This is a genomic window from Terrabacter sp. Ter38 (genome assembly GCF_024519435.1).
Classification (GTDB): domain Bacteria; phylum Actinomycetota; class Actinomycetes; order Actinomycetales; family Dermatophilaceae; genus Terrabacter.
In genome coordinates, this window is record NZ_JALJRZ010000003.1 from 476848 (window position 1) to 500115 (window position 23268).

Below are 23268 nucleotides of genomic sequence, written 5' to 3' on the forward strand. Positions count from 1 at the left end.
CCGCCGATGGTGGCGGCGCCGGACGGAGCGCCACGGCGGCCGTCCACAGGCTCGAGCCGTGTGGAAGATCAGGCCCTGAACAGGGGGTCCGATGTTCCACGAACCGCGCGACACGGCATACGCGAGCACGTGGGTGCGGCGGTCAGATGCCACGCATCTGGTGGATCTTGAGCGCGAGGGCGAGGGTGAGGCGCAGGTCGGGGTCGGTCGTGAAGGGGCCGAGGATCTTCTCGAGCTTGCCGATGCGGTAGCGCAGCGTGTTGTAGTGGAAGAAGAGCAGACGCGCCGTCTCGGCGACGTTCATGTTGGTGTCGATGAGGATGCTCAGGGTCTGGCGCAGGCCGGCGTACTCCGCTGAGTCGTCGGTGGCCAGCTCGCGCAGCGACTCGGTGACGAAGCGGCGGAGGTCGGCGCCGTCGGGGATGAGCGCGAGCAGGCGGTAGATGCCGAGGCCGTCGACGTGGGTCGTGGCGCCGTCGCCGTGCATCTGGCGTCCGACGGTGACCGCCGAGAGCGCCTCGTCGTATGCGTGGGGCAGCCCGGCGACCGAGGTGATGGGCCGTGAGACTCCGGCCGAGAAGCTGCGCCGACCGCCGCCGCCGTCGCCCCGCACGACCCGGACGTACTCGCCGACGATCCGCATGACCTGATCGGTCTCGGCGCCGGAGGGGACGCCGATGAGGGCGACCACCTCGCGGCTGAACCCCATGACGGGAGAACGGGCGTCGCGCACCGCCACGGCGTGCGTCCAGGCGCGGGCGAAGCGCTGCTGGAGGAAGCGCACCTCGTCGGCGTCGCGCGTCGAGCGGTCGTCGTCCTCGTCGGTCTCGGCCACGACGACGACCATGGGCCGGTCGATGTCCCAGCCGAGCGAGCTGGCGTGGGCGACGGCGTCGACGGGGGAGCCGGCACGGCCGGCGAGGGCGTCGCGGAGGAACTCGGCGCGGTACTTGCTCTCGACCGCCGAGACGGCCTGGTCCTTGGTGATGGCGAGCGCGGCGACCGTCGCGGCCCGCTCGAGCAGGCGCACGTCGTCGACCGTCAGGTGACGGTGGCTGCAGAACGCCATGAGCACGCCGTGGTCGAGGTGGCCGGCGACGATGCGCACGGCGGAGCGGTTGGCGGTCGGGCCGTCGGGTCGGGGTCCCATCGGCTCGGCCTCGGTGAGCAGACGCCCCGTGCGGTCGAAGCACTCGAGGGACAGCGCGTGGTCGAGCTCGCGCTGCGAACCGGCACGGGCGATGACGCGGCCGTCGGTCGTCGTGACCATCACGGCGCCGTCGAGGAAGCCGACCACCTGCTCGCACAGGTCGTCCAGAGAGCCGCCGGCGAGCACGATCTGCACGAGGGCCCGGTCGGCGTCCTCGAGCCGGCGCAGGATCGCGGTCTGGTGCTCGAGCATCGCGCTCAGCACGTCGGTCGTGAAGGTCGCGATGTGGTCGAGCGGGACGTCGATGAGCGGCAGCCCCGTCGAGTCGGCGGCCCTGACGAGGGCGGTGAGCGGCTTGCCCGACAGCCCGGAGACGACGAGCCCTGCGGCTCCGGCCCGGTCGAGGGCGGCGACGGTGTCGGCGAGCGACGCTGCGTCACCGTCCTGCTCCGCGAGGGCCGCCGCGTCGGCGAGGACGAGCCGGTGGGTCAGCCGGGCCGGGGCGTCGTCGCGCAGGGCGGAGCGGAGCGGCGTCGTGCTGTCGACGCTGACGTCGAGGCGTGCGGCCTCGGCACGGACGACGCCGTGCGCCGTCGCGGCGAGGCCGGCGATGAGCCGGAGCGAGATGCCGGACACCTCGGGCTCGGGCACGCCGGAGCCCCCCGCGGCTGGCAAGTCACCCTCGGGGAGGGCCGGATCGTTGGCAACTTTCACCATGAGCGCACCCTACCCACCGTCGGTAGCGTCACGTCAGCGGTCCGCGGCAGGCGGAGCGCCACGGGGCCGGTCCGGGCTGGACGGCACGGACGGAAGCGGCTGACGGCGGAGGTGCGCGCGGGCATGGACGACGGTCTCGACCTGACGCTGCTGCCCGCCGCCGTGTCGCCTCTCGTGGCGGGCGAGCTGGCCGGCGCCCCGCGGCGCTGCCGGGTGCTCGCCGCCTTCCCGACGTGCGTCTACCTCGATCTCGGGGCACACGAGCGCGTCCTCGCCGTGCTCGCCTCCGACGCCGTCGCCCTGCCCATCGGCGTCCGCCTCACGCTGCCGTCGACCGAGGTCCGCTGGGGTGTGGAGCCCGGCGGGCACGTCGTCGTGGGGGAGGGGCGGGTGCGTCTGCCGCGCGCCGACGTCGTCGCGGCCCGGCTGCTGCGGCCGGCGCGAGTGCGCCCCGCGCCGCGCAGATCCGCTGGTGACGGCTGGCTCCCCGAGCCCGGTGTCCTCGGCGACCTCGCCCACGACCTCGCCGCCTCGGCCCTCGCCGGACGCTCGACCGACCCGGGGGTCCGCGGACTCGTCGGTGTCGGGCGCGGCCTGACCCCGAGCGGCGACGACGCGATCTGCGGCGTCCTGCTCACCCTTGCTGCGGTGGACGCTCCGCAGGCCCGGCGAGCCGTGTCGGCCCTGCGCACTGCCGTCCGCACGGTGCTCCCGTGGACGACGAGCCTCTCGGCCGCACTCCTCGTCGCCGCGGGGGCGGGGTATGCCGTCCCGGACGTCGCGCGCCTCGTGACTCGTCTGGTCTCCGGACCCGGCTCGACCAACAGGTCGGCCGTCGCCACCACGGGCCCGATCCGCGCCGGTGCACCGTCGAGCCTGTCGGTTGACCCGCCGGGGGGGAGCGACCGCACCGACCTCAGCGACCGCGCCGACCTCAGCGACCTCGTCGACCGGGTGCTCGCCATCGGCCACACGTCCGGTCGCGACCTCCTGTCGGGAGTCAGCGGTGCGCTGCGTGCCGTCGACGCGCTCGAGCCCGTCCCCCGCCCCGCACCCCGAGATGCCCCACGACCCGAATCCCAGGAAGGACTCCACCGTGGCTGACCACGTCGAGCTGAGAACCGGCACCTACCTCGACTCCGTGACCCTCATGCAGGTCTCGCGCACCGTCGCCGCCGCTCCCGGCGTCGAGGCCGCGCAGGTCGCGATGGCGACCGAGCTCAACCTCGAGGTCATCCGGGGCATGGGCTTCGCCGTGCCCGACTCGGCGCCCAACGACCTCGTCGTCGCCATCCGCGGTGACGAGGCCGGCATCGCTGCCGGGCAGGCTGCGCTGGAGTCCGCGCTCACCCAGAGCCGTTCTGCCGCAGGCGCGTCCACCGGTTTCGGTGAGCCGCCGACGGCTCGCACGCTCGGTGGCGCGATCCGCCTCTCGGGCGCCGACCTCGCGCTCGTCTCGGTGCCGGGGGAGCACGCCGTCACCGAGGCGCTCGACGCCGTCCGCGCAGGGGTGTCGGTCATGGTCTTCTCCGACAACGTCCCGGTCGAGGACGAGGTGCGCCTCAAGGACGCCGCCGCCGCTGCCGACGTGCTCGTCATGGGGCCCGACTGCGGCACCGCCGTCGTCGGCGGCGTCGCCCTCGGCTTCGCCAACGTCGTGCGACCCGGCTCCGTCGGCCTCGTCGCGGCGTCGGGCACGGGCGCCCAGCAGGTCATGTGCCTCCTGGACGCCGCGGGCGTCGGCATCAGCCACTGCCTCGGTGTCGGTGGCCGCGACCTGTCGTCCGCCGTCGCCGCCCGCTCGACGAAGCAGGCCCTCGCCGCGCTCGCGGCCGACCCGGACACCACGTCGGTCGTCGTCGTCTCCAAGCCACCCGCTCCCGAGGTGCTCGCCGACCTGGAGGCGTATGCCGCCGGGCTGGGCAAGCCGGTCCACTGGGCCACGCTCGGTGCCGGGCGACCGGACCTCACGGCGGCCGTCGAGTCGGTGCTGACCGCCGTCGGCGCGGACGCGCCGGTCTGGCCGACGTGGGAGGCTGCGGGCGACCGGTCGGCCACCACGTCCTCCGGGTCCCTGCGTGGCCTCTTCTGCGGCGGCACCCTCGCCGACGAGGCGATGCTCGTGGCCGGCGAGGTGCTGGGTGACATCAAGTCGAACACCCCGCTGCGCCCAGAGCTGGCCCTCGGCCATGACCTGCGCGACCCTGGTCACGTCGTCATCGACTTCGGCGACGACACGATGACCCGCGGGCGCGCCCACCCGATGATCGACCCGTCACTGCGCCTCGACCGCATCACCGTCGAGGCCGCCGACCCGACGTGCGGCGTGCTCCTCCTCGACCTCGTGCTCGGCCACGGCGCGCACGCCGATCCCGCTCCCGAGCTCGCTGCCGCCGTCCGTGCTGCCCGCGAGACCGCCGCCGCGAGCGGCCGTGAGCTGCCCGTCGTCGTCTCGGTCACCGGCACGACCTCCGACCCCCAGGGGCTCGACCGGTCGGCGCAGGCTCTCGTGGACGCCGGCGCGGACGTCCTGCTCTCCAACGCAGCAGCCACGCGCCGCGCCCTGCAGCTGCTCGGCCACGACGGGACGGCACCGGAGCGTGCGACGGGCGACACGGCATACGCCCTCGTGGCCGGGACGGCCACCGACGTCGGTGCCGAGCCGCTCCACGGACTGCTCGCTGCGGACGTCACGGTCGCGGCCGCCGGGGTCTCGCTCTTCGCAGACGCCCTCCGGGCGCAGGCGGTGTCGGTGACCGAGGCCTCGTGGCAGCCGCCGATGGCAGGCACGGCGGCCGATCTCGGTCGGGTCCTGGCCGCCCCCCGCCGCGACGCCGCCAACGCCGAGGCCCTGCGCCGGATGACCGCGGCAGGTGCCGACCTCGTCGACGTCCGCCCCGCGCACGAGGTGCTCGGGCTCGAACGTGGCACCTTCCTGCACGCGGGGCCTCCCATCGAGTTCGCCCGAGCCTCAGGGCCGCTCAAGGGTGCGCTCATCGGCGCGATGCTCTTCGAGGGGCTCGCCGACACGGCCGAGGAGGCCGAGGCCACGCTCGAGAAGGGCGACGGCATCACGCTCGAGCCGTGCCACCACCGTGACGCGGTCGGCCCGATGGCCGGCGTCATCAGCCCGTCGATGTGGGTCTACGAGCTGCGCGACGAGGTGCACGACAACACGTCGTGGTGCTCGCTCAACGAGGGCCTCGGCAAGGTGCTGCGCTACGGCGCCTACGGTCCCGAGGTCATCGACCGGCTGCGGTGGATGAACTCCGTCCTCGGTCCGATCCTCCAGCAGGCCGTCCGGGCCCGCGTGGAGCAGCAGGGCTCCATCGACGTCAAGGCGATCACCGCCCAGATGCTCCAGATGGGCGACGAGGGCCACAACCGCAACCGCGCGGGCTCGCTCATGCTCCTGCGCGAGCTGCTCCCGACGATGATCACCGCCGACGCGTCCTCCGCAGACATCGCCGAGGCGGTCCGCTTCTCGGGTGCCAACGAGCACTTCTTCCTCAACCTCGGTATGCCGGCGTGCAAGCTGAGCACCCTTGCGGCCCATGGCATCCCGGGATCCTCGGTCGTGACGACGATGGCGCGCAACGGCACGGACTTCGGCATCCGCGTGTCGGGGACGGGCGACGCGTGGTTCACAGGTCCGGCCAACACGCCCGAGGGCCTCTTCCTCGGGTCCTACGGCCCGGACGACGCGAACCCCGACATCGGTGACTCCGCGATCACCGAGACGGCGGGCATCGGCGGCTTCGCGATGGCCGCCGCGCCGGCGATCGTGAAGTTCGTCGGCGGCGACGTGCCGTTCGCGCTGCGGGCCACGCAGACGATGTACGAGATCACCGTCGGCGAGCACACGGCCTACCAGGTGCCGATCCTCGAGTTCCGTGGCACGCCGACCGGCATCGACGTGGCAGCCGTCGCGCGCACCGGCATCCTGCCGCAGATCAACACCGGCATGGCGGGACGCGTCGCGGGCACGGGCCAGGTCGGCGCGGGTCTTGTGAACCCGCCCGAGCAGTGCTTCACCCAGGCTCTGACCGCTCTCGCGGCGGCCGTGGGCGAGGGCTGACGGAGCTGGCCCCTCAGCTCGGGCCGCGCGGTCGTCGTCGGCCGCGCGGCCCGACATCCCCCGACCCGACACGCGTCTGCCGAGGGAGAAAAGAAGTAGGGCGCTGTCGGTGGCGCGACCTAGGGTGGACAGGCCATGCGAGACTTTCCGCCCGAGATCCGGGCCTACACCGACCGAGGCGCCGAGACGCCCGACACCCGCTCGCCGCGGGCCTTCCTCTGGTGGATGGTGCGGCAGAACGGCAGGCTGTTCTGGGCCGGCCTGCTCGCCGCCCTCATCTGGATGGTGCCGCAGACGGTCGGGCCCTGGATCGTGGGTCGGGCCATCGACACCGGCATCGTCGCGGGCGACCCCGCGGCCACGATGCAGTGGGTCCTCGTGCTCGCCGCCGTCACCGTCTTCGGCGCGTGCAGCGGCATCCTCTTCCACACGGTCATCGTCCGCGAGTGGCTCATCGCCCTCTACGGCACGACGAAGCTCGTCACCCGCAAGGCGCTCCAGCTCGGCCACGTCCTGACCCGGCGCACGCCGACCGGTGAGGTGCTGTCGGTCTCGGGCAGCGACGGCGACCAGTTCGGCGCCCTCATGGAGATCGGCACGCGGGCCATCTCGCAGCTCGCCGCCTACCTCGTCGTGGCCGCCATCGTGCTCAGCACGTCGGTGCGCATGGGCGTCCTCGTGCTCGTCTCGGCGCCGCTGCTCGTCGTCCTCGGGACGCCGCTGCTGCGGCCGATGCAGCGGTGGCAGGGCGTCGAGCGCTCCCGCAACTCCGAGCTGACGTCGATGGCGACCGACATCGTCGGCGGCCTGCGCATCCTGCGCGGCATCGGCGGCGAGGGGACCTTCGGCGGCAACTACGCCGGGCAGTCCCAGCGCGTGCGCCAGTCCGGCGTCTCGGCCGGTCGCTGGCTCGCCGCCGTCGAGTCCGTCGGCGTCCTGCTCTCAGGGGGCTTCGTCGTCGCCCTGATGTGGCTCGGCACGCGCGAGGTCGCACAGGGCCGGCTCACGGTGGGCCAGCTCGTCAGCTTCCTCGGCTACGGCCTCTTCCTCGTCCAGCCCATGCGCACCTTCGTCGAGTTCGCCCAGAAGTGGACCCGCTCGGTCGTCTCCGCACGCAAGGCCGTCGCCGTGCTGTCCCAGCGCCCGCCGTGGGTGCAGCCCGACGAGCCTGCCGACCTCGACACGACCGCCGAGATCGTCGACGGCAACTCCGGCGCGACCATCCGACCCGGCATCCTCACGATGGTCGTCTCGGCCGCGCCCGACGACTCCGCGGCCCTCGCCGACCGGCTCGGCCGGTACCTGCCGAGCGACGAAGGTGCGCTCGTCAGCGACGAGATCCCCGAGGAGCTCAAGGGCCGCGCCGCCAAGCGGGAGCGCTCGGCGCGCGCCAGGGCCCGGGAGGCGCAGGCCCGCCGCGACGAGGAGAGGGCTCGACAGCCGTGGGGCGTCACGATCGGTGGCATCGACCTCTCCCGCGTCGAGCTCGACGAGATGCGCCGTCACGTCCTCGTGAGCGACACCTCACCCCAGGTGTTCGCGGGGACCCTGCGCTCGGCCGTCGACCCTCTCGGCCGGCTGACGCGGGAGCAGGCCGAGCGAGCGCTGCACACCGCAGCCGCCGACGACGTCTTCGACGCCCTCCCGGGCGGGTGGCAGGGCGAGCTCGAGGAGCGCGGTCGCGGGCTCTCCGGTGGCCAGCGCCAACGGCTCGTGCTGATGCGCGCTCTCGCCGCCGACCCTGACATCCTGGTGCTCGTCGAGCCCACGTCAGCCGTCGACGCCCACACCGAGGCCCGCATCGCCGCTCGTCTCGGGAAGCACCGGGCCGGACGCACCACGGTCGTCATGACCGCCTCACCGCTGCTGCTCCACCACGCCGACGAGGTCATCCTCCTCGAGGGTGGGCTCGCTACCGCCCAGGGCCGGCACGCCGACCTGCTCGCCGACTCGCCGGCATACCGCTCGGTCGTCGTCCGCGGCGGCGACGCCGACCCGTCCGTCCTCTCCCACCTCGCCGAGGAGTCCCGATGAGCCGCGCCGACAGCACGGTCGCGACGACCGGTGCCCCGGACGCCCCGGACGCCCCGGCGGCCACCGGCCTCGCTGAGAGCACGTACGTCACGGACGCCACGTGGGTCTCGCCGCTGCCTGACGAGCTCGCCGCCGAGTCCGCCCGCACGTGGGACTCCGCCATCCACGCACCCGCCGTGCCCGACGAGCTGCGGCCGCCGCAGTCCGCCTCGGTCGGGGAGCGGCTCAGCGCCCTGCACCGGCGCCACCTGCTGCGCGAGCGGCGGGCCCAGGAGTTCGTCGCCGACACGATGAACGCCCGTACCGGCCTGCCCATCGCCGACAACGCGCGCGTCGTGCGCTTCATCGGCGGGCTCCTCTCGCAGGAGCGGCTGCTCGTCGTCGCCGTCGTCCTCGCCAACGCGCTCGCGGCCACGGCGGGTCTGCTCGTGCCGCGGCTGCTCGGTGAGCTCGTCGACTCGACGGTCGCCGACGTCGAGGCCGGCCGGGTCGACGCGGCACTGGCCGGGGCCAACTCCGCGGCGCTCGTCGTCGCCGGGCTCGTGGTCGTGCAGAGCGCGTTCACGTTCGCGGCCAAGATCTCCTCGACGGTGCTCGGCCAGAGCGTCCTCGCGACGGCTCGCGAGTACATCGTGCGCGCGATCCTGCGGCTGCCGCTCTCGCGCGTCGAGAGCGCGAGCTCCGGCGACCTCGTCACGCGGGTCACCCGCGACGTCGGCACGATGAGCGAGAGCGTGCGCTGGGCGCTGCCCGAGGCCATCATCGCGAGCATCACCGTCGTGCTGACCCTCGTCGCCATGGTGAGCAATTCGCCCCTGCTCTCCCTGCCGTCGATCGTCCTCATGTCGCTCGCGCTCTTCCAGGTGCGCCGCTACCTCGGGCGCGCGCCGAAGGGCTATCTCACCGAGGGCGGCACCTACTCGCGCATCAACACCACGCTCACCGAGACCGTGGAGGGCGCCCGCACCGTCGAGGCCCTGGGCCTGACGCGTCACCGGCTGCGTCGTGGCGACGAGGACATCGAGGTGTCCGGGCAGGCAGAGCGCTACACCATGACGCTGCGCAACCTGCTCTTCGCCGTCATGGACATCGCCTTCAGCCTGCCGCGGGTGATCGTGCTGCTCCTCGGCGCCATCGGCTACGCCCAGGGCTGGGCCACCCTCGGTCAGATCACCACGGCCATCCTCTACACCGAGGCGCTGTGGGGGCCGTTCGACATGCTCGTGCACACGGTCGACCGGGTCCAGGTCGGCATCGCCTCGACGACCCGACTGCTCGGCATCGCGACCGTTCCGCCGGACCGCGAGGCGGGCGTCGACCGGCCCACCGGGCCCGAGCTCGTCGGCAGCGACCTGCGCTACGCCTACCGCGCCGGTCACGACGTGCTGCACGGCATCGACCTCGACCTGAGCACGGGGGAGCGCCTCGCCATCGTCGGTCCGAGCGGGTCCGGCAAGTCGACGCTGGGTCGCCTGCTGTCGGGCATCCACGGCCCCCGCACGGGGTCGGTGACGGTCGGTGGCGTCGAGCTGACGTCGCTCCCGCTCGACCAGCTGCGCACCGAGGTCGCCCTCGTCACCCAGGAGCACCACGTCTTCATCGGGTCGGTGCGCGACAACGTCGTGCTGGCGCGCGAGGGCTCGACCGACGACGAGGTCCGCGAGGCCCTGCGCGCCGTCGACGCCCTCGACTGGGTCGAGCACCTGCCGGAGGGCCTCGACACCAAGCTCGGCTCGGGCCACCAGGTGCTGACTCCGGGCCGGGCCCAGCAGATCGCCCTGGCCCGACTCATCCTCGCCGACCCGCACACCATCGTCCTCGACGAGGCGACCTCGCTCATCGACCCGCGCACGGCCCGGCACCTCGAGGGTTCGATGAACGCCCTGCTCACCGGGCGCACCGTCGTCGCGATCGCGCACCGCCTCCACACGGCGCACGACGCCGACCGCATCGCGGTCGTCATCGACGGGCGGGTCGCCGAGCTCGGCAGCCACGACGAGCTCGTCGAGCAGGACGGGGAGTACGCCGCCCTCTGGCGCGCCTGGACCTCCTGACCCCGGGAGGTCAGGCGTCCACGCGGGCCAGCCGGCGGCGTACGACCGGAGCGGTGAGGTCGAGCATGGCGCGGGTCAGGGCCACCCGTTCGCGCACCGCCCGGCGGAGCGACTCCGAGTCGGGGCCGCGCAGCTCGACGGTCGGCAGCGCCGTGAAGAGCGAGCGCGCGAAGAGTGACCCGAGGTAGCCGAAGCGCACGTCCTCCGGGTCGGCGGCGTAGCCCTCGTCAGCGAGGCCACCCAGGTAGGCGTCGAAGATCGCGGCGTCGATGGGCGCGACGTCGGACGCCGGGGTCAGCCCCGCATGCATGGGTCCGACGAGCAGCTGGCCGAGGTCGAAGCCCACGGCGAGCGGCGAGCCGAAGCCCCAGTCGATGACGACGAGGTCGTCCTCGCCGTGGCAGATGAGGATGTTCTGGATGCTCGCGTCACCGTGGGCATAGGTCTGGGGGAGGGCCTCGAGCTCGGCGAGGACGTCCAGGACCAGCGGGAGGAGCCCCCGCAGCTCGTCCCGTAGACCGGTGTCCCCCGAGTCACGGAGGGCCTCGGCGAGAGCGGGCCGCGACCAGAGGTCGTCGTCGGCGAGGTCGCCGCCGGCCCCAATCAGGACGCGGCCCTCGACGAGGTAGCGCAGCGCCGCACCGTCGGGGAGTCGGCACGTCTCCGGGAGACGGTCGTTGACGGGTGCGCCCGACCGGCGACGGGCGGCCAGCCGCCCGAGCAGCCTTGCCGCACGGGCGAGCTCGTCGATCGTCCACGGGCCGCGGCGCTCGTCCATGAACTCCCACCAGAGCCCGATGTGGTCATCGTCGAAGACCTCGTGATGGTGCAGGGCGGGCATCCGCATGCCGGGTGGCAGCACCTCGTCGATCCCCGACAGCGTCATGTCGAGCTCGAAGCGCCACGGGAAGAAGTCGACGAACGAGTCGCGGAGGGGCCCCTCGGGGACGTGGACGAGACCGGGCCACAGGCGCGGGTGACGCAGCAGCTTGACGAACCACACCGCCTCGCGGCCGTCCGGACCCGCGGCCGAGGCGTGCCACAGCCCCGCCGTCGCGGGCGAGCCCCAGTCGTAGTCGAAGGGCGAGAGGGTGACGGCGTCGACGGGCACCCCAGCGAGCCGTGCCGTCACACCGGTGATGTCGACAGCCATGCTTCCCCCTCAGAAAGTAAAGCAACTTGACCAATTCGAGGATAGGGTCGGTCCATGGCACGAGGCAAGAGCTTGGGTATGCCGGCCGATCCCGTGGGTGCGGACGACGACCTCCCCGACCACCTCTTTCGCTGGTCGGATGCCTTGGGGCGCAGGCTGTCCCGGGAGATGAAGGCCATCGCCTCGCCGGACCTCGAGGCGATCGGTGGACGCCGGGCCCGGCTGCTCCAGATCATCCCGGTCGACGGCATGCGGGTCACCGACCTCGCGTCCCGTGCCGGCGTCACGAAGCAGGCCATCGGTCAGCTCGTCGACACCCTCGAGGAGCTGGGCCTCGTGCAGAGCACCCCGAGCACGTCGGACCGACGGGTCCGCTGGGTGGCACGCACCCCGGCCGGGGACGCCGTCGTCGACCAGACGCTCGCGCTCATCGCGGAGGCCGAGGACCGGCTCCGGGCCGAGGTCGGTCGGGCCCGCTTCGACGCGATGCTCGCCACGATGCGGGAGTTGGGCCGCGACGTCACCTGGTGAACCGAGCGGACGTGGCGTGGGTCTCGACGGGCACGGGCTCGCATGTGAGGGTGTGGACATGACCACTGACACGACCGGACAGCAGGGGCGCACGGCCTACGTCATCGTCGGCGGAGGGCTCGCCGCGGCCAAGGCCATCGAGGGGATCCGCGAGAGCGACACGGACGGCGCGATCGTCCTCGTCACGGAGGAGGACCGCCTGCCCTACGAGCGGCCACCGCTGTCGAAAGCCGTGCTCAAGGGCGAGGACGAGATGGAGACGGCGTTCACCCACGACCGGGACTGGTACGACGAGCAGGGAGTCGAGCTGCGGCTCGGAAGCCCCGCCACGTCCCTCGACGCCGAGCAGCACCTGCTGACGCTCGCCGACGGTGACGTGCTCTCCTACGAGCGGCTCCTCATCGCGACGGGCTCGTCGGCTCGCGCCCTCGACGTGCCCGGCGCGGACCTCGACGGCGTGCTCTACCTCCGGGAGATGCAGGAGTCCGAGGCGCTCAAGGCGCGCCTCACCGACGGTGCGCGCATCGTCATCGTGGGGGCCGGGTGGATCGGCCTCGAGGTCGCCGCGGCGGCCCGCGACGCCGGCTGCAGCGTGACCGTCGTCGAGCCCCAGGCCGCGCCGCTCCTCGGGGTCATGGGCGAGCAGGTCGGTGGCTGGTTCGCGCAGCTGCACCGGGGCCACGGGGTCGAGTTCCGGTTCGGTGAGGGCGTCGAGCGCATCGAGGGCGACACCTCGGTGACCGGGGTCGTCACCACCTCCGGCGAGACCCTCCCGGCCGATGCCGTCGTCGTCGGTGTCGGCATCACCCCGAACACCGGCCTCGCCGAGGGCGCCGGCATCCCGGCAGAGAACGGCATCGTCACGGACTCCTCGTTGCGCACCTTCGTGGACGGCGTGTGGGCCGCCGGCGACGTCGCGAACTGGCGCAGCGTCACCCTCGGCACCAACGTCCGCGTCGAGCACTGGGCCAACGCCCACGACGGCGGGCTCGCGGCGGGTCGCTCGATGGCGGGCCAGGACGTCACCTACGACCCGATCCCGTTCTTCTTCTCCGACCAGTACGACATCGGCCTCGAGTACGCCGGCTACGTCCCGCGCGGGTCCGACGCCGAGGTGCTGCTGCGCGGCGAGCCGTCGAGCAACGAGTTCATGGCGTTCTGGGTCGTGCCCGAGGGCGACGGTGTGCGCGTGCTGGCGGGCATGCACGTCAACGTCTGGGACACGATCGACGACGTCCAGCGGCTCGTGCGCGACCGCACCGTCGTCGACCGCGCCCGGCTCACCGACCCCGACGTCCCCCTCGCCGACCTGACGTGACCTGCCCCCGGTCGGGGGTGGCAGGATGTCCACCGTGACGGCACAGATCCTCGACGGCAAGGCCACCCTCAAGGCGATCAAGGTCGAGCTGACCCAGCGGGTCGCTCGACTGCGCGAGCAGGGGGTCGTGCCCGGCCTCGGCACGGTGCTCGTCGGCGACGACCCGGGCAGCCACTGGTACGTCAACGCCAAGCACAAGGACTGCGCCGAGATCGGCATCACGAGCCTGCGCCGTGACCTGCCCGCGACGGCCAGCCAGGCCGAGGTCGAGGCCGTCATCGACGAGCTCAACGCCGACCCCACGTGCACCGGCTTCCTCGTCCAGCAGCCGACCGGCCTCGACGAGATGGCGCTCCTCTCGCGCGTCGACCCGACCAAGGACGTCGACGGCCTGCACCCGATGAACCTCGGCTGGCTCGCGCTCGGCAAGCCGGCCCCGCTCCCGTGCACGCCGATGGGTTGCATCGAGCTGCTCCGCCGTCACGACGTGCCGATCGCCGGCGCCAAGGTCGTCGTCATCGGGCGAGGCCTCACCGTGGGCCGCCCGCTCGGCCTCATCCTGACCCGCAAGAGCGAGAACGCCACCGTGACGCTCTGCCACACCGGCACGAAGGACCTCGCCGCCGAGGTGCGCCAGGCCGACATCGTCATCGCCGCGGCCGGCGTGCCCGGCATCGTCACCCGGGAGATGGTCAAGCCCGGTGCCGCCGTGCTCGACGTGGGTGTCAGCCGCGTCGACGGCAAGATCGCCGGTGACGTCGCCCTCGACGTCGCCGAGGTCGCCGGCTGGGTGAGCCCCAACCCGGGCGGCGTCGGCCCGATGACCCGGGCGCTGCTGCTCACCAACATCGTCGAGGCGGCCGAGTCCTCGGTCACGTCCGGCGCCTGAGCAGCCCCGATGCAGTGGCGGGGTAGCGGCTTCGTCGTCCTCGGCTGGTGGTACCTCGTCGCAGGGCTGGCCGCCGTCGGTGTCCTCCTCATGGCCTTCCTCGACGTGCGGTGGGGTGGGCGCATCATGGCCGGGGCGTTCTTCCTCGGCGCGCTGATCCGGTTCGTGGCCAGGCCCTCGCGCAAGGCGGGCGGGCTCACCGTCCGCTCCCGCACCCTCGACGTCGTCATCCTGCTGACGCTGGGCATCGGCGTGCTCATCGCGTCAGCCACCGTCAACGTCCGTGCCGACGTGTCGGGCCGCACCTCCATCGGCAGCCACCTCCGCTGATCCCCGTCCGGGTCCGCGGGCTGCGTCACCGCCGCGCGTGGCACCCGGCCCCATCGCGTATGCCGTGTGCCGCGTCCCTGCCGACGCGAAGGGCGCCGCCCACCTCACGGTGGACGGCGCCCTTCGACGTGCACGGTCGGCTCAGATGAGGCCGAGACCCTTGACGGCGTCGCGCTCCTCGGCGAGCTCTGCGACCGAGGCGTCGATCTTGCCGCGCGAGAAGTCGTCGATGTCGAGGCCCTGGACGATGCTCCACGCGCCGTCCTTGACGGTGACGGGGAACGAGGAGATCAGGCCTTCCTGCACGCCGTAGGAGCCGTCGGAGCGCACGGCCATCGACACCCAGTCACCATCGGGCGTGCCCTGCACCCACGTGCGGGCGTGGTCGATGGTCGCGGAGGCAGCCGATGCGGCCGAGCTGGCGCCCCGCGCCTCGATGATCGCCGCGCCGCGCTTGGCGACGGTCGGGATGAACGTGCCGGCGAGCCAGTCCTGGTCGCCGACGGTCTCGGCGGCGTTGCGGCCACCGACCTCGGCGTGGAACAGGTCGGGGTACTGGGTCGCGGAGTGGTTGCCCCAGATCGTCATCTTCTTGATCTCGGTGACCGGCACGCCGAGCTTGGCGGCGAGCTGGCTGATCGCGCGGTTGTGGTCCAGACGCGTCAGGGCCGAGAAGCGCTCGGTCGGGATGTCGGGGGCGTTGCTCATCGCGATGAGTGCGTTGGTGTTGGCCGGGTTGCCGGTCACCGTGATGCGGATGTCGTCGGCCGCGACCTCGTTGAGGGCCTTGCCCTGCGGCGCGAAGATGCCGCCGTTGGCCTCGAGGAGGTCACCGCGCTCCATGCCGGGTCCGCGGGGACGCGCGCCGACGAGGAGGGCGTGGTTGACGCCGTCGAAGACCTTCGCCGCGTCGTCGCCGATCTGGACGCCGGCGAGGGTCGGGAAGGCGCAGTCGTCGAGCTCCATGACGACACCCTCGAGCGCCTTGAGCGCGGGGGTGATCTCGAGCAGGCGCAGCTCCACCGGGGTGTCGGGCCCGAGCAGGGCACCGCTCGCGATGCGGAACAGGAGGCTGTAGCCGATCTGGCCGGCGGCGCCGGTGACGGCGACCTTGACGGGGGTAGTGCTCACAGGTAGGCCCTTCACATCGGTGTGGCGCTGGACGTTCCGACGCTATCAGTGGCCACGTGTCTGCCCGGACGGGCGCCCGGGCTCAGCGCGAGCCCGCCGCATGCGTACGCAACGGGCGTGACGACGATCACGCGCGGTGGCGCGGCGTGGTGCTTCAGACGGTGAGGGCGAGTGAGCCGAGGGCGATGAGCCAGCTGACGAAGCTGCCCACGAGGAAGTACTCGGTGACGTCGTCGATGCCGGCGGGGCCGCCCGGGTAGGAGCCCGTCCCCGTGGGGTCGCCGCTCGCCGAGCGGGCGGCCGCCTGGATCTCGGGGAAACGGAGCAGTCCCTTGGCGGCGATGACGAGACCGGCGGCGCCGAACTCCCCGGCCACGCCGAGGCCGAGGATGACGAGGCGCTCCATGGGTCCGAGCAGGCGCCCGCCCTTGAGGCGGTCGGCCGGCTGTCCGCTGGTCGGGGGAGCGGCGCGTCCGGTGAGGGACGCAGCGGCCGCGGCGGCGGCGTTGGCGTTGGTGACGTCGGACGGGCGCAGGGCCCCGATGGTGAGCAGGACGAGGCGCACGATGACGTTGGCGGTCGCGACGTTGAAGAGGACGAGCCCGGCGAGGAGCAGGACGCGCCCGACAGGGAGTGGACCGGTGCCCGGGAGGTCGGCCCAGGCGAGCCACGTCGCGAGGGCGCCGCCCGCGGGTGACGCTGCCCCGGAGAACGCGAGAAGTCCGACGACGAGGGCCGCGAAGACCGCCAGCGGCGCGAGAGCACCCCGTCCCGTCATCTGGGTGCGGCGTGAGAGCTCGGCCCATGCCGCGCCGGCAGCCGCGGCGAGCGCGAGAGCGAGGAGGTCGGCCCACCCGTGCAGCCCGGCGACGAGCGCGAGCGCGAGGATGACGACGGGGGCGGCCACGTGACCGAGGGCGCGGCCCGGTCGCCACGACGTCGACCGGATGATGTCGCCGACGCCGATGCCGGCCAGGACGATCGACAGCCATGTCACGGCAGGCCGCCGAGCGTCGTCATCGCCTCGAGCGCGACCCCGATGCCGTCACGTCGCACCCGCTGCGAGACCGCGGACGGGCTGATGCCGACCCGGTCGGCGACGTCGTGCTGGGCGTGGCCGTGCATGAGTCCTCCGAGGATCTCGCGTGAGGTGGTCGACATGGAGCCAACCATGAAGTCCAGACAGTCCAGGGCGGCGCGCAGGGCCGCGACCGTCTCCGCCGGCTCGTCGGGGGCGACGTATGCCGTCCGGGACGTGCGCGTCTGCGCGTGCTGCGCGCGGTCCTCCGCCGCCGTGATCGCCTCACGAGCGGCCCAGTAGGCCGGCCCGTCGTGGATGCCGCGCACGGGGTCGAGGGTCGTGACGGCGCCCCGGCCGAGACCGAAGCGGACGTCCGCCCGGGGGAAGAGCTCGCTGCGCACGACGAAGCTGGCGCGCAGCGCCGCTCCCAGGGTGGGGTAGACCCCCTGGAACTCGTCGCCGACGGTGATGACGGCGGGGTCGTCGATCGGCACCTCGGCGTTGGCCCGGGCGACGGCCGCCTCGAAGGCGTCGTGCAGGGCCTGGCGCTCGCGGTGGGTGCGGGACTCGACGATGTCGCCGATGAGCGCCACCGGTGAAGGTTCAGCCTTCAGATCTGACATGTGAAGATCATATCTTCATATTCAGGAAATGGAGCGTTGACCTTCATCCGAGTCGACATCGAGGACAGGTCGGCCCTTGTCGTCGACCGCGGCGTTCTCGACCACGTCGGTCGAGCCGCTGATGTCCATGTCGTCGCGGCGCTCGCCGGTGATCCACGCGTAGGTGCTCCCGGCGATGAGGCCACCGACGATCGGCGCCACCCAGAACGCCCACAGCTGCCCGGGGGCACCGTTGCCGTTGAAGAAGGCGACGGCGGTCGAGCGGGCCGGGTTGATCGAGGCGTTGCTGATCGGGATGGCCACGAGGTGAGCGAGGAGCAGGCCGAAGCCGATCGCGAGCGGGGCGAAGCCCTTGGGGGCGTCGTCCTTCGTCGCGCCGAGGATGATGTAGACGAAGAAGGCGGTCACCAGGGCCTCGACGATGAGCACCCCACCGAGCGCGAACCCGCCGGGGGAGTGGACGCCGAAGCCGTTGGCGGCGAGGTTGCCGGTGACCGGGCGTCCCGTCGAGGAGAGCAGTCCGGCGAGGGCACCGCCGGCGAGCAGGCCGCCGACGAGCTGGGCGCCGACGTAGGCCGGCACCTCGCGCCACTCGAAGCGCTTCGCGACGGCGATGCCGATCGTGACCGCGGGGTTGAAGTGCGCCCCGGAGACGTGCCCCACGGCATACGCCATCGTCGTGACCGCCAGGCCGAAGGCGATGGCGACGCCGAGGTACCCGATGCCGTAGTCGATGATCTGTCCGTCGAGGGTCCGGACGGTGAACCTCGCGTTGAAGATGGCCGAGCCGCAGCCGATGAAGACGAGCCAGAAGGTCCCGAGCGCCTCGACCGCGAGGCGCGAGCTCATCTTGGGGGTGTACATCGGGCTCCTCCAGCAGAGACGTCGGGGCCGAACCGCCCGGGGGGCTCCCGGTGCACGCAGCGTAGTGGACGGTCACCTCCACGACGGGGTAGGCGCGATGGAGGCGGTGGACTCTGCGCACCGCGGCCCGACGTGTCCACGATCCCGACATGTCCGGCGATCGCGCGATGGGCCGCTATCATTCGGCATGCGCGTGGTTTGACCGATCGGTGCACAAAGTCGCCAGTCACGTCGGGCTCTCGGACGAGGTCATGATCCGTTGCAGACCCATTGACGCGTACGTGAATCAGGGCACGTCAGGGATTGTGGTGAGTGCAGAGTGACAGCGCAGGTACGCAGGGCTCGGTGGGTGCGGTTCGGCTGGGCAGCCGTCGACGCCTTGATCTGGGTCGTCATGCTCTTCGCCGCGCTCTGGATCCGCCTCGATTTCGGTCTCGACGACACCTATCTCAAGGGTACGGCGTACTTCGCCCTGGCGGCCATGGCCGGGCAGATTTTCGTCGGCTACCTCGTCGGGCCCTACTCGATCAGCCACGTCATGGGCTCGTTCGAGGAGGTCGCCGAGCTGATGACGACGACGGCCATCGTCGGCGCCCTGCTCTTCATCTGGTCCCTCATGGTTCAGCCTCCGGTCATCCCGCGCGGTGTGCCGCTCACGGCCGGCGCGTTGGCCATCGGCCTGATGTTTGCGCTCCGCTTCGTCGTGCGCACCGTCCGGTCGCACCGCGCGATGCAGACCGCCGCCGAGCGTCGCGCCATCATCCTCGGCGCCGGAGAAGCCGGCCGCCGTCTCCTGCGGAGCATGAAGTACGACGGCGCCGGGCACTTCGTGCCCGTGGCCCTCCTCGACGACGACCCGTCGAAGCACCGCCTGCGGCTGGAAGGGCTGCGCGTGCGCGGCACGAGGGCCGACCTGGCAGCCGTCGCCGAGCGCTACGAGGCCGACACCCTCGTCGTCGCCCTGCCGAACGCCGAGGCAGCCACGTTGCGTGACCTCGCGGCCCGTGCCGCCGACGCAGGCCTCGACGTCGTCAGCCTGCCGCCGCTCAAGGACATCATCGGCGGCCGACCGACGCCGAACGACCTGAGGGACCTCGACGTCGCCGACCTGCTCGGACGTCGCCCCGTGCAGCTCGACACGACCGCCATCGCCGACCAGATCTCGGGGCGGCGCGTGCTCGTCACGGGTGCCGGGGGCTCCATCGGGTCAGAGCTGTGCCGACAGATCGCCCGGTTCGGCCCCTCCCGCCTCTACATGCTCGACCGAGACGAGTCCGGCCTGCAGGCCACCGAGATGACCCTGTCAGGGCACGGGCTCCTCGACTCGGACGATCTCATCCTGGCCGACATCCGGGACCCGAAGGCCTTGGCCGACGCGTTCGAACGGGCGCGCCCCGAGGTCGTCTTCCACGCGGCCGCCCTCAAGCACCTGCCGCTGCTCGAGGCCCACCCGCTCGAGGCGTGGAAGAGCAACGTCGTGGGCACCCTCAACGTCCTGACGGCAGCGGAGGCGGCCGGCGTCTCGACCTTCGTCAACATCTCGACCGACAAGGCCGCCAACCCGACCTGCGTGCTCGGGTACAGCAAGCGCCTCGCCGAGCGACTGACCGCTGACTTCGCCCGTCGAGCCGATGGGCGCTACGTCTCTGTGCGCTTCGGCAACGTGCTCGGGTCGCGCGGCTCGGTGGTCCACGCCTTCACGGCACAGATCGAGCGCGGCGGCCCCATCACCGTCACCCACCCCGACGTGTGCCGCTACTTCATGCTCATTCCCGAGGCCTGCCAGCTCGTGCTCGAGGCCGCGTCCATCGGCGTCGACGGCGAGGTCATGGTGCTCGAGATGGGGGAGCAGGTGAAGATCCTCGAGGTGGCCAACACGCTGATCCGCATGAGCGGACGCCGCGACATCGACGTCGTCTTCACCGGTCTGCGACCGGGAGAGAAGCTCGGCGAGGAGCTCTTCTCTCCCAACGAGCGGCGACGGACCACGGGGCATCCCCTGGTCGACAGCGTCGACGTTCCTTCGATCCAGCCCGAGACCGTCCTGGGAACCACCTTCGCCGGTGCCGAGAGCGGTCGCGAGTGGATGCGTCATGAGGCCTTGATCGACGCCCAGCTCACCACGGAATCGGCCCGATGATGAGTCGCATCTACTTGTCGAAGGCCGAGGTCACCGAGGTCGAGGAGACATACGTCCTGGACGCGCTGCGCTCGGGGTGGATCGCACCTCTGGGCCCGCACGTCGACGCCTTCGAGGCCTCGATCGCCGAACGGGTGGGCGTCGCCGGGGCGCTGGCCCTGTCCTCCGGTACGGCCGCCCTGCACCTGGCACTCCTCGACGCCGGTGTCGGCCCGGGCACGCACGTCCCCGTCTCCAGCCTGACGTTCGCCGCGACAGTCAACGCGATCCTCTACACGGGCGCCGAGCCGGTCCTCGTCGATGCGCAGCCCAGCGACGGCAACGTCGACGTTGACCTCATGGTCCACGCCGTCGACACGCTGCAGGCGGAGGGCAAGACGGTGCCTGCTGTCGTGCCCGTCGACCTTTTCGGGCGCTGCGTCGACTACTCCCGTCTGCTGCCCGAGCTCGAGGCGCGAGGCGTCCTCGTCGTCGAGGACGCGGCCGAGGCTCTGGGCGCGTCGCACGCAGGGCGGGCCGCTGGCTCCTTCGGCCGGTCTGCCGCCCTGTCCTTCAACGGCAACAAGATCATGACCACCTCGGGGGGTGGCATGCTGCTGAGCAACGACCTCGACCTGCTGGACCGAGCGCGTTACCTCTCCACCCAGGCGCGCCAGCCTGTGCCCTGGTACGAGCACACCGACGTCGGCTACAACTACCGGATGTCCAACATCCTCGCGGCACTGGGTCGAGGACAGCTTGAACGGCTTGACGCCATGATCGCCCGACGCCGCGAGATCCGCGACCGGTACGCCAAGGCGCTAGCGCCCCACGGAGACGTGCGGCTGCTGGGTCGCTCCGGCGCCGACACCGATGACGAAGACAACTGTTGGCTCACGACGATCATCATCGACCGTGAGGGCACCGACGTGGCGAACAAGGCCGTGTCGGCTCTCAACGGCGCAGACATCGAGGCGCGCCACGTCTGGAAACCGATGCACCTGCAACCGGTCTATGCGCCGCACCGCTCGTTCGTCAACGGAGTGTCCGACGACCTCTTCCGCACGGGGGTGACGCTTCCGAGTGGTGCAGGTCTGAGCAATGACGAGCTCGACAGGGTCATCGTCGCGCTGGTCGCGCATCTGGAGGGTTGAACCGTGCGCTGGCGTCGTGCCAAACGCGGTTTCGACCTTGTGGTCGCCGTGCCGCTGCTGCTTGTCACGCTGCCGGCCCAGTTGGTTGTCGCGGCCGTCGTCGCACGCCGACTTGGGAGGCCAGTCCTCTTCAGCCAGCAGCGGCCGGGACTGGGGGGTGAGCCATTCACGCTCTATAAGTTCCGCACCATGGTTCCCGTGAACGAGGCACTCGGGCTGGTCGACGACGGTGCCCGGATGACCGACTGCGGGCGTTGGCTCCGGTCGACCAGTCTCGATGAGCTACCGACGCTCTGGAACGTCGTCCGCGGCGACATGTCGCTCGTCGGGCCACGGCCGTTGTTGGTGGCGTACCTACCGCTGTATACGCCGACGGAAGCCCGGCGCCACGACGTCCGGCCCGGTGTCACCGGGCTGGCCCAGGTGTCTGGGCGAAACGCAATCTCGTGGGACGACCGTCTGCGGCTCGATGTCGAATACGTCGATCGGGCGTCGTTTGCCCTCGACGTCAGCATCCTCTGGAGAACCGTCATGTCGGTGGGGCGGCGCCAGGGGATCAGTGCGCCGGACCACGACACGATGCCGCTGCTGACGCGCAAACTGACCGACAGCAACGTTGACCATGTAACCCCGATGTCCATCCCGTCCGGTGCGCTCACCACCGCTCGACCCGAGGAAGACGGATGAGAACGCGGACTGCGCTCGGCTTTGCCGTGGGCCCGGTCACAACGGCACTGATCAGTCTGGTCGCGGTACCGATCGTAGCTTGGGCATTCAGCCCCGAAGACGTAGCACGATACAACCTGCTGCAGATCTTCGTCTCGTTCGCGGTTCTCTTGGTGACGCTCGGATTGGACCAAGGATACGTACGCCATTTCCACGAGGCCCACGACAGGGCGGTGCTTCTGCGAAGCTGCGTTCTTCCCAGTGCGTTGCTCTTTGCCGCCTTGGCAGTGCCGGCGGCAATTGCAAGTGGCCCCCTCGCCGACCTCCTGCTCGGCAGTTCAGACGCCAGAGTCTTTCCTATCGCTATCGCCTGTGCCGCAGCGGCAATAATCTCCAGATTTCTGTCACTCATCCTGCGCATGGAGGAGCGGGCTCTCGCGTTCTCGGCGAGCCAGCTAATCCCCAAGGCCGTCTTCCTCGTCGCCATTGGACTGCTCCTGATATTCGTCGTTCGGCGCGACTTCCTTACCCTCTCGTATGCATTTCTGGCCTCCTGGGTGACAGTCGCCGCGGTCACCGGCTGGAGCACGAGAACGCACTGGCAGAAGGCAGTTCGAGTTCGGACCGACCGCGACCTTGTCCGGTCCTTGATCCGTTACAGCGCCCCCCTCATCTTCGCTGGGCTTGCGTACTGGGCGTTGACGGCCACGAGTGCGATGGCGTTGCGCTACCTGTCCAGCCTCAGCGAACTAGGGGTGTACTCCGTCGCGCTCACCTTTGCCGGTGCAGCCATCGTCGTGCAGACGATCTTCTCGGTGGTCTGGGCGCCGATCGTGTATCGGTGGGTGGCTCAGGGGGCCGATCTCGAACGGGTAGATGTCGTGACGCACCAGGTTCTCGCTGTTGTCACGGCCGTCCTCGTCCTCGTCGGGTCACTTTCCTGGCTCACGGACGTCGTGCTGCCGCCCACGTACGACGGCGTCAAGTATCTGGTGATCGGAAGCATCCTCCAGCCACTGCTCTACACCCTGTCGGAAGCGACGGGTATCGGTATCAACATCACGAGGCGCACAGTGTGGTCGGTGTGGTGCACCCTTTTCGCCCTCATCGTCAGCGTGGGTCTCAATCTCGCGCTGACACCGGCGCTCGGTGCGAAGGGCGCCGTTGTGGCAAATACTCTTGCATACTTCGCCTTTTTCGTAGCGCGTACGGAAGCGTCGGTACACACGTGGCGTCATTTTCCACGAAAGCGGCTATACGCGGTAACAGGCTTCGCAGTCGCGGGCGCCTTGGCGACGGTCGTCTTGGGACCAGCAAGCGGGTATTGGTACGCCGTCGGCTGGGCCGTTCTGGGCCCGGTCGTCATATGGATTTTCCGGCACCAATGGGGGACGATAGTGCGCCTTCGTGGCGTGCCGGTCTCGGCCTAGCCCGTA

Annotated in this window: 18 protein-coding genes; 12 read left to right on the top strand and 6 right to left on the bottom strand. The window is 71.4% G+C overall.

The annotated features are described in order from the left end of the window. Positions 1-142 precede the first annotated feature (142 nt). On the bottom strand, positions 143-1867 hold the full coding sequence (locus NR112_RS09475) for a helix-turn-helix domain-containing protein (RefSeq protein ID WP_256793782.1): 1725 nt from the start codon (positions 1865-1867) through the stop codon (positions 143-145). 123 nt (positions 1868-1990) lie between these two features. On the opposite strand from NR112_RS09475, the gene NR112_RS09480 reads away from it, so the two are divergent. The 4 genes from NR112_RS09480 (at position 1991) to NR112_RS09495 (ending at position 10033) form a co-directional block, all read left to right on the top strand. Next, the gene (locus NR112_RS09480; RefSeq protein ID WP_256793783.1) at positions 1991-2971 is read left to right on the top strand and encodes a DUF2877 domain-containing protein; all 981 of its coding nucleotides are present in this window, start codon (positions 1991-1993) and stop codon (positions 2969-2971) included. Next, a complete protein-coding gene (locus tag NR112_RS09485) occupies positions 2964-5945 on the top strand; it encodes a DUF1116 domain-containing protein (RefSeq protein WP_256793784.1) in 2982 nt (993 codons plus the stop codon). Before NR112_RS09480 ends, NR112_RS09485 begins: the two co-directional genes overlap by 8 nt. A 135-nt stretch (positions 5946-6080) precedes the next feature. Continuing rightward, complete coding sequence (locus NR112_RS09490; RefSeq protein ID WP_256793786.1) at positions 6081-7979, top strand: ABC transporter ATP-binding protein; 1899 nt, start codon at positions 6081-6083, stop codon at positions 7977-7979. After that, entirely contained in the window at positions 7976-10033 is a 2058-nt protein-coding gene (locus NR112_RS09495) for an ABC transporter ATP-binding protein (protein WP_256793788.1), read from the top strand. Before NR112_RS09490 ends, NR112_RS09495 begins: the two co-directional genes overlap by 4 nt. A 10-nt stretch (positions 10034-10043) precedes the next feature. On the opposite strand, the gene NR112_RS09500 is transcribed toward NR112_RS09495, so the two are convergent. Further along, positions 10044-11186, bottom strand: a complete 1143-nt coding sequence (locus tag NR112_RS09500) for a phosphotransferase (RefSeq protein WP_256793789.1) — start codon at positions 11184-11186, stop codon at positions 10044-10046. A gap of 54 nt (positions 11187-11240) precedes the next feature. Here NR112_RS09500 and NR112_RS09505 point away from each other — a divergent pair, with 54 nt between their 5' ends. The 4 genes from NR112_RS09505 to NR112_RS09520 are packed head-to-tail and all read left to right on the top strand — an operon-like array spanning position 11241 to position 14254. Beyond that, positions 11241-11717: a MarR family winged helix-turn-helix transcriptional regulator gene (locus tag NR112_RS09505; RefSeq protein ID WP_256793790.1), complete on the top strand. Its 477-nt coding sequence runs from the start codon at positions 11241-11243 to the stop codon at positions 11715-11717. Between the two features lie 58 nt (positions 11718-11775). Continuing rightward, the gene (locus NR112_RS09510) at positions 11776-13035 is read left to right on the top strand and encodes an NAD(P)/FAD-dependent oxidoreductase (protein WP_256793792.1); all 1260 of its coding nucleotides are present in this window, start codon (positions 11776-11778) and stop codon (positions 13033-13035) included. Positions 13036-13069: 34 nt separating this feature from the next. After that, entirely contained in the window at positions 13070-13924 is an 855-nt protein-coding gene (locus tag NR112_RS09515) for a bifunctional methylenetetrahydrofolate dehydrogenase/methenyltetrahydrofolate cyclohydrolase (RefSeq protein WP_256793794.1), read from the top strand. Between the two features lie 9 nt (positions 13925-13933). Then, the gene (locus NR112_RS09520) at positions 13934-14254 is read left to right on the top strand and encodes a DUF3017 domain-containing protein (RefSeq protein ID WP_256793795.1); all 321 of its coding nucleotides are present in this window, start codon (positions 13934-13936) and stop codon (positions 14252-14254) included. 141 nt (positions 14255-14395) lie between these two features. Here NR112_RS09520 and NR112_RS09525 read toward each other — a convergent pair whose 3' ends face one another. The 4 genes from NR112_RS09525 to aqpZ all read right to left on the bottom strand — a co-directional run bounded on the left by NR112_RS09525 (position 14396) and on the right by aqpZ (position 17893). Continuing rightward, positions 14396-15385, bottom strand: coding sequence for a malate dehydrogenase (locus NR112_RS09525; protein ID WP_256793796.1), 990 nt, complete (start codon positions 15383-15385; stop codon positions 14396-14398). A 154-nt stretch (positions 15386-15539) separates the two neighbouring features. Beyond that, positions 15540-16382, bottom strand: a complete 843-nt coding sequence (locus tag NR112_RS09530; RefSeq protein ID WP_256793801.1) for a hypothetical protein — start codon at positions 16380-16382, stop codon at positions 15540-15542. Then, a complete protein-coding gene (locus tag NR112_RS09535) occupies positions 16379-17029 on the bottom strand; it encodes a SatD family protein (protein ID WP_256793803.1) in 651 nt (216 codons plus the stop codon). The genes NR112_RS09530 and NR112_RS09535 overlap by 4 nt, the downstream gene beginning before the upstream one ends. A 21-nt stretch (positions 17030-17050) precedes the next feature. Next, positions 17051-17893, bottom strand: a complete 843-nt coding sequence (aqpZ, locus tag NR112_RS09540) for an aquaporin Z (RefSeq protein WP_256793805.1) — start codon at positions 17891-17893, stop codon at positions 17051-17053. Positions 17894-18287: 394 nt separating this feature from the next. On the opposite strand from aqpZ, the gene NR112_RS09545 reads away from it, so the two are divergent. The 4 genes from NR112_RS09545 to NR112_RS09560 are packed head-to-tail and all read left to right on the top strand — an operon-like array spanning position 18288 to position 23262. Next, the gene (locus tag NR112_RS09545; protein WP_306217025.1) at positions 18288-20033 is read left to right on the top strand and encodes a nucleoside-diphosphate sugar epimerase/dehydratase; all 1746 of its coding nucleotides are present in this window, start codon (positions 18288-18290) and stop codon (positions 20031-20033) included. Continuing rightward, on the top strand, positions 20033-21166 hold the full coding sequence (locus NR112_RS09550) for a DegT/DnrJ/EryC1/StrS aminotransferase family protein (protein ID WP_306216940.1): 1134 nt from the start codon (positions 20033-20035) through the stop codon (positions 21164-21166). The genes NR112_RS09545 and NR112_RS09550 overlap by 1 nt, the downstream gene beginning before the upstream one ends. A 3-nt stretch (positions 21167-21169) precedes the next feature. Continuing rightward, on the top strand, positions 21170-21853 hold the full coding sequence (locus NR112_RS09555; protein WP_256793809.1) for a sugar transferase: 684 nt from the start codon (positions 21170-21172) through the stop codon (positions 21851-21853). Further along, positions 21850-23262 carry a lipopolysaccharide biosynthesis protein gene (locus tag NR112_RS09560; RefSeq protein ID WP_256793810.1) on the top strand — a complete coding sequence of 471 codons (1413 nt, stop codon included), beginning with the start codon at positions 21850-21852 and terminating at the stop codon, positions 23260-23262. Before NR112_RS09555 ends, NR112_RS09560 begins: the two co-directional genes overlap by 4 nt. The last annotated feature ends 6 nt before the right edge of the window (positions 23263-23268 follow it).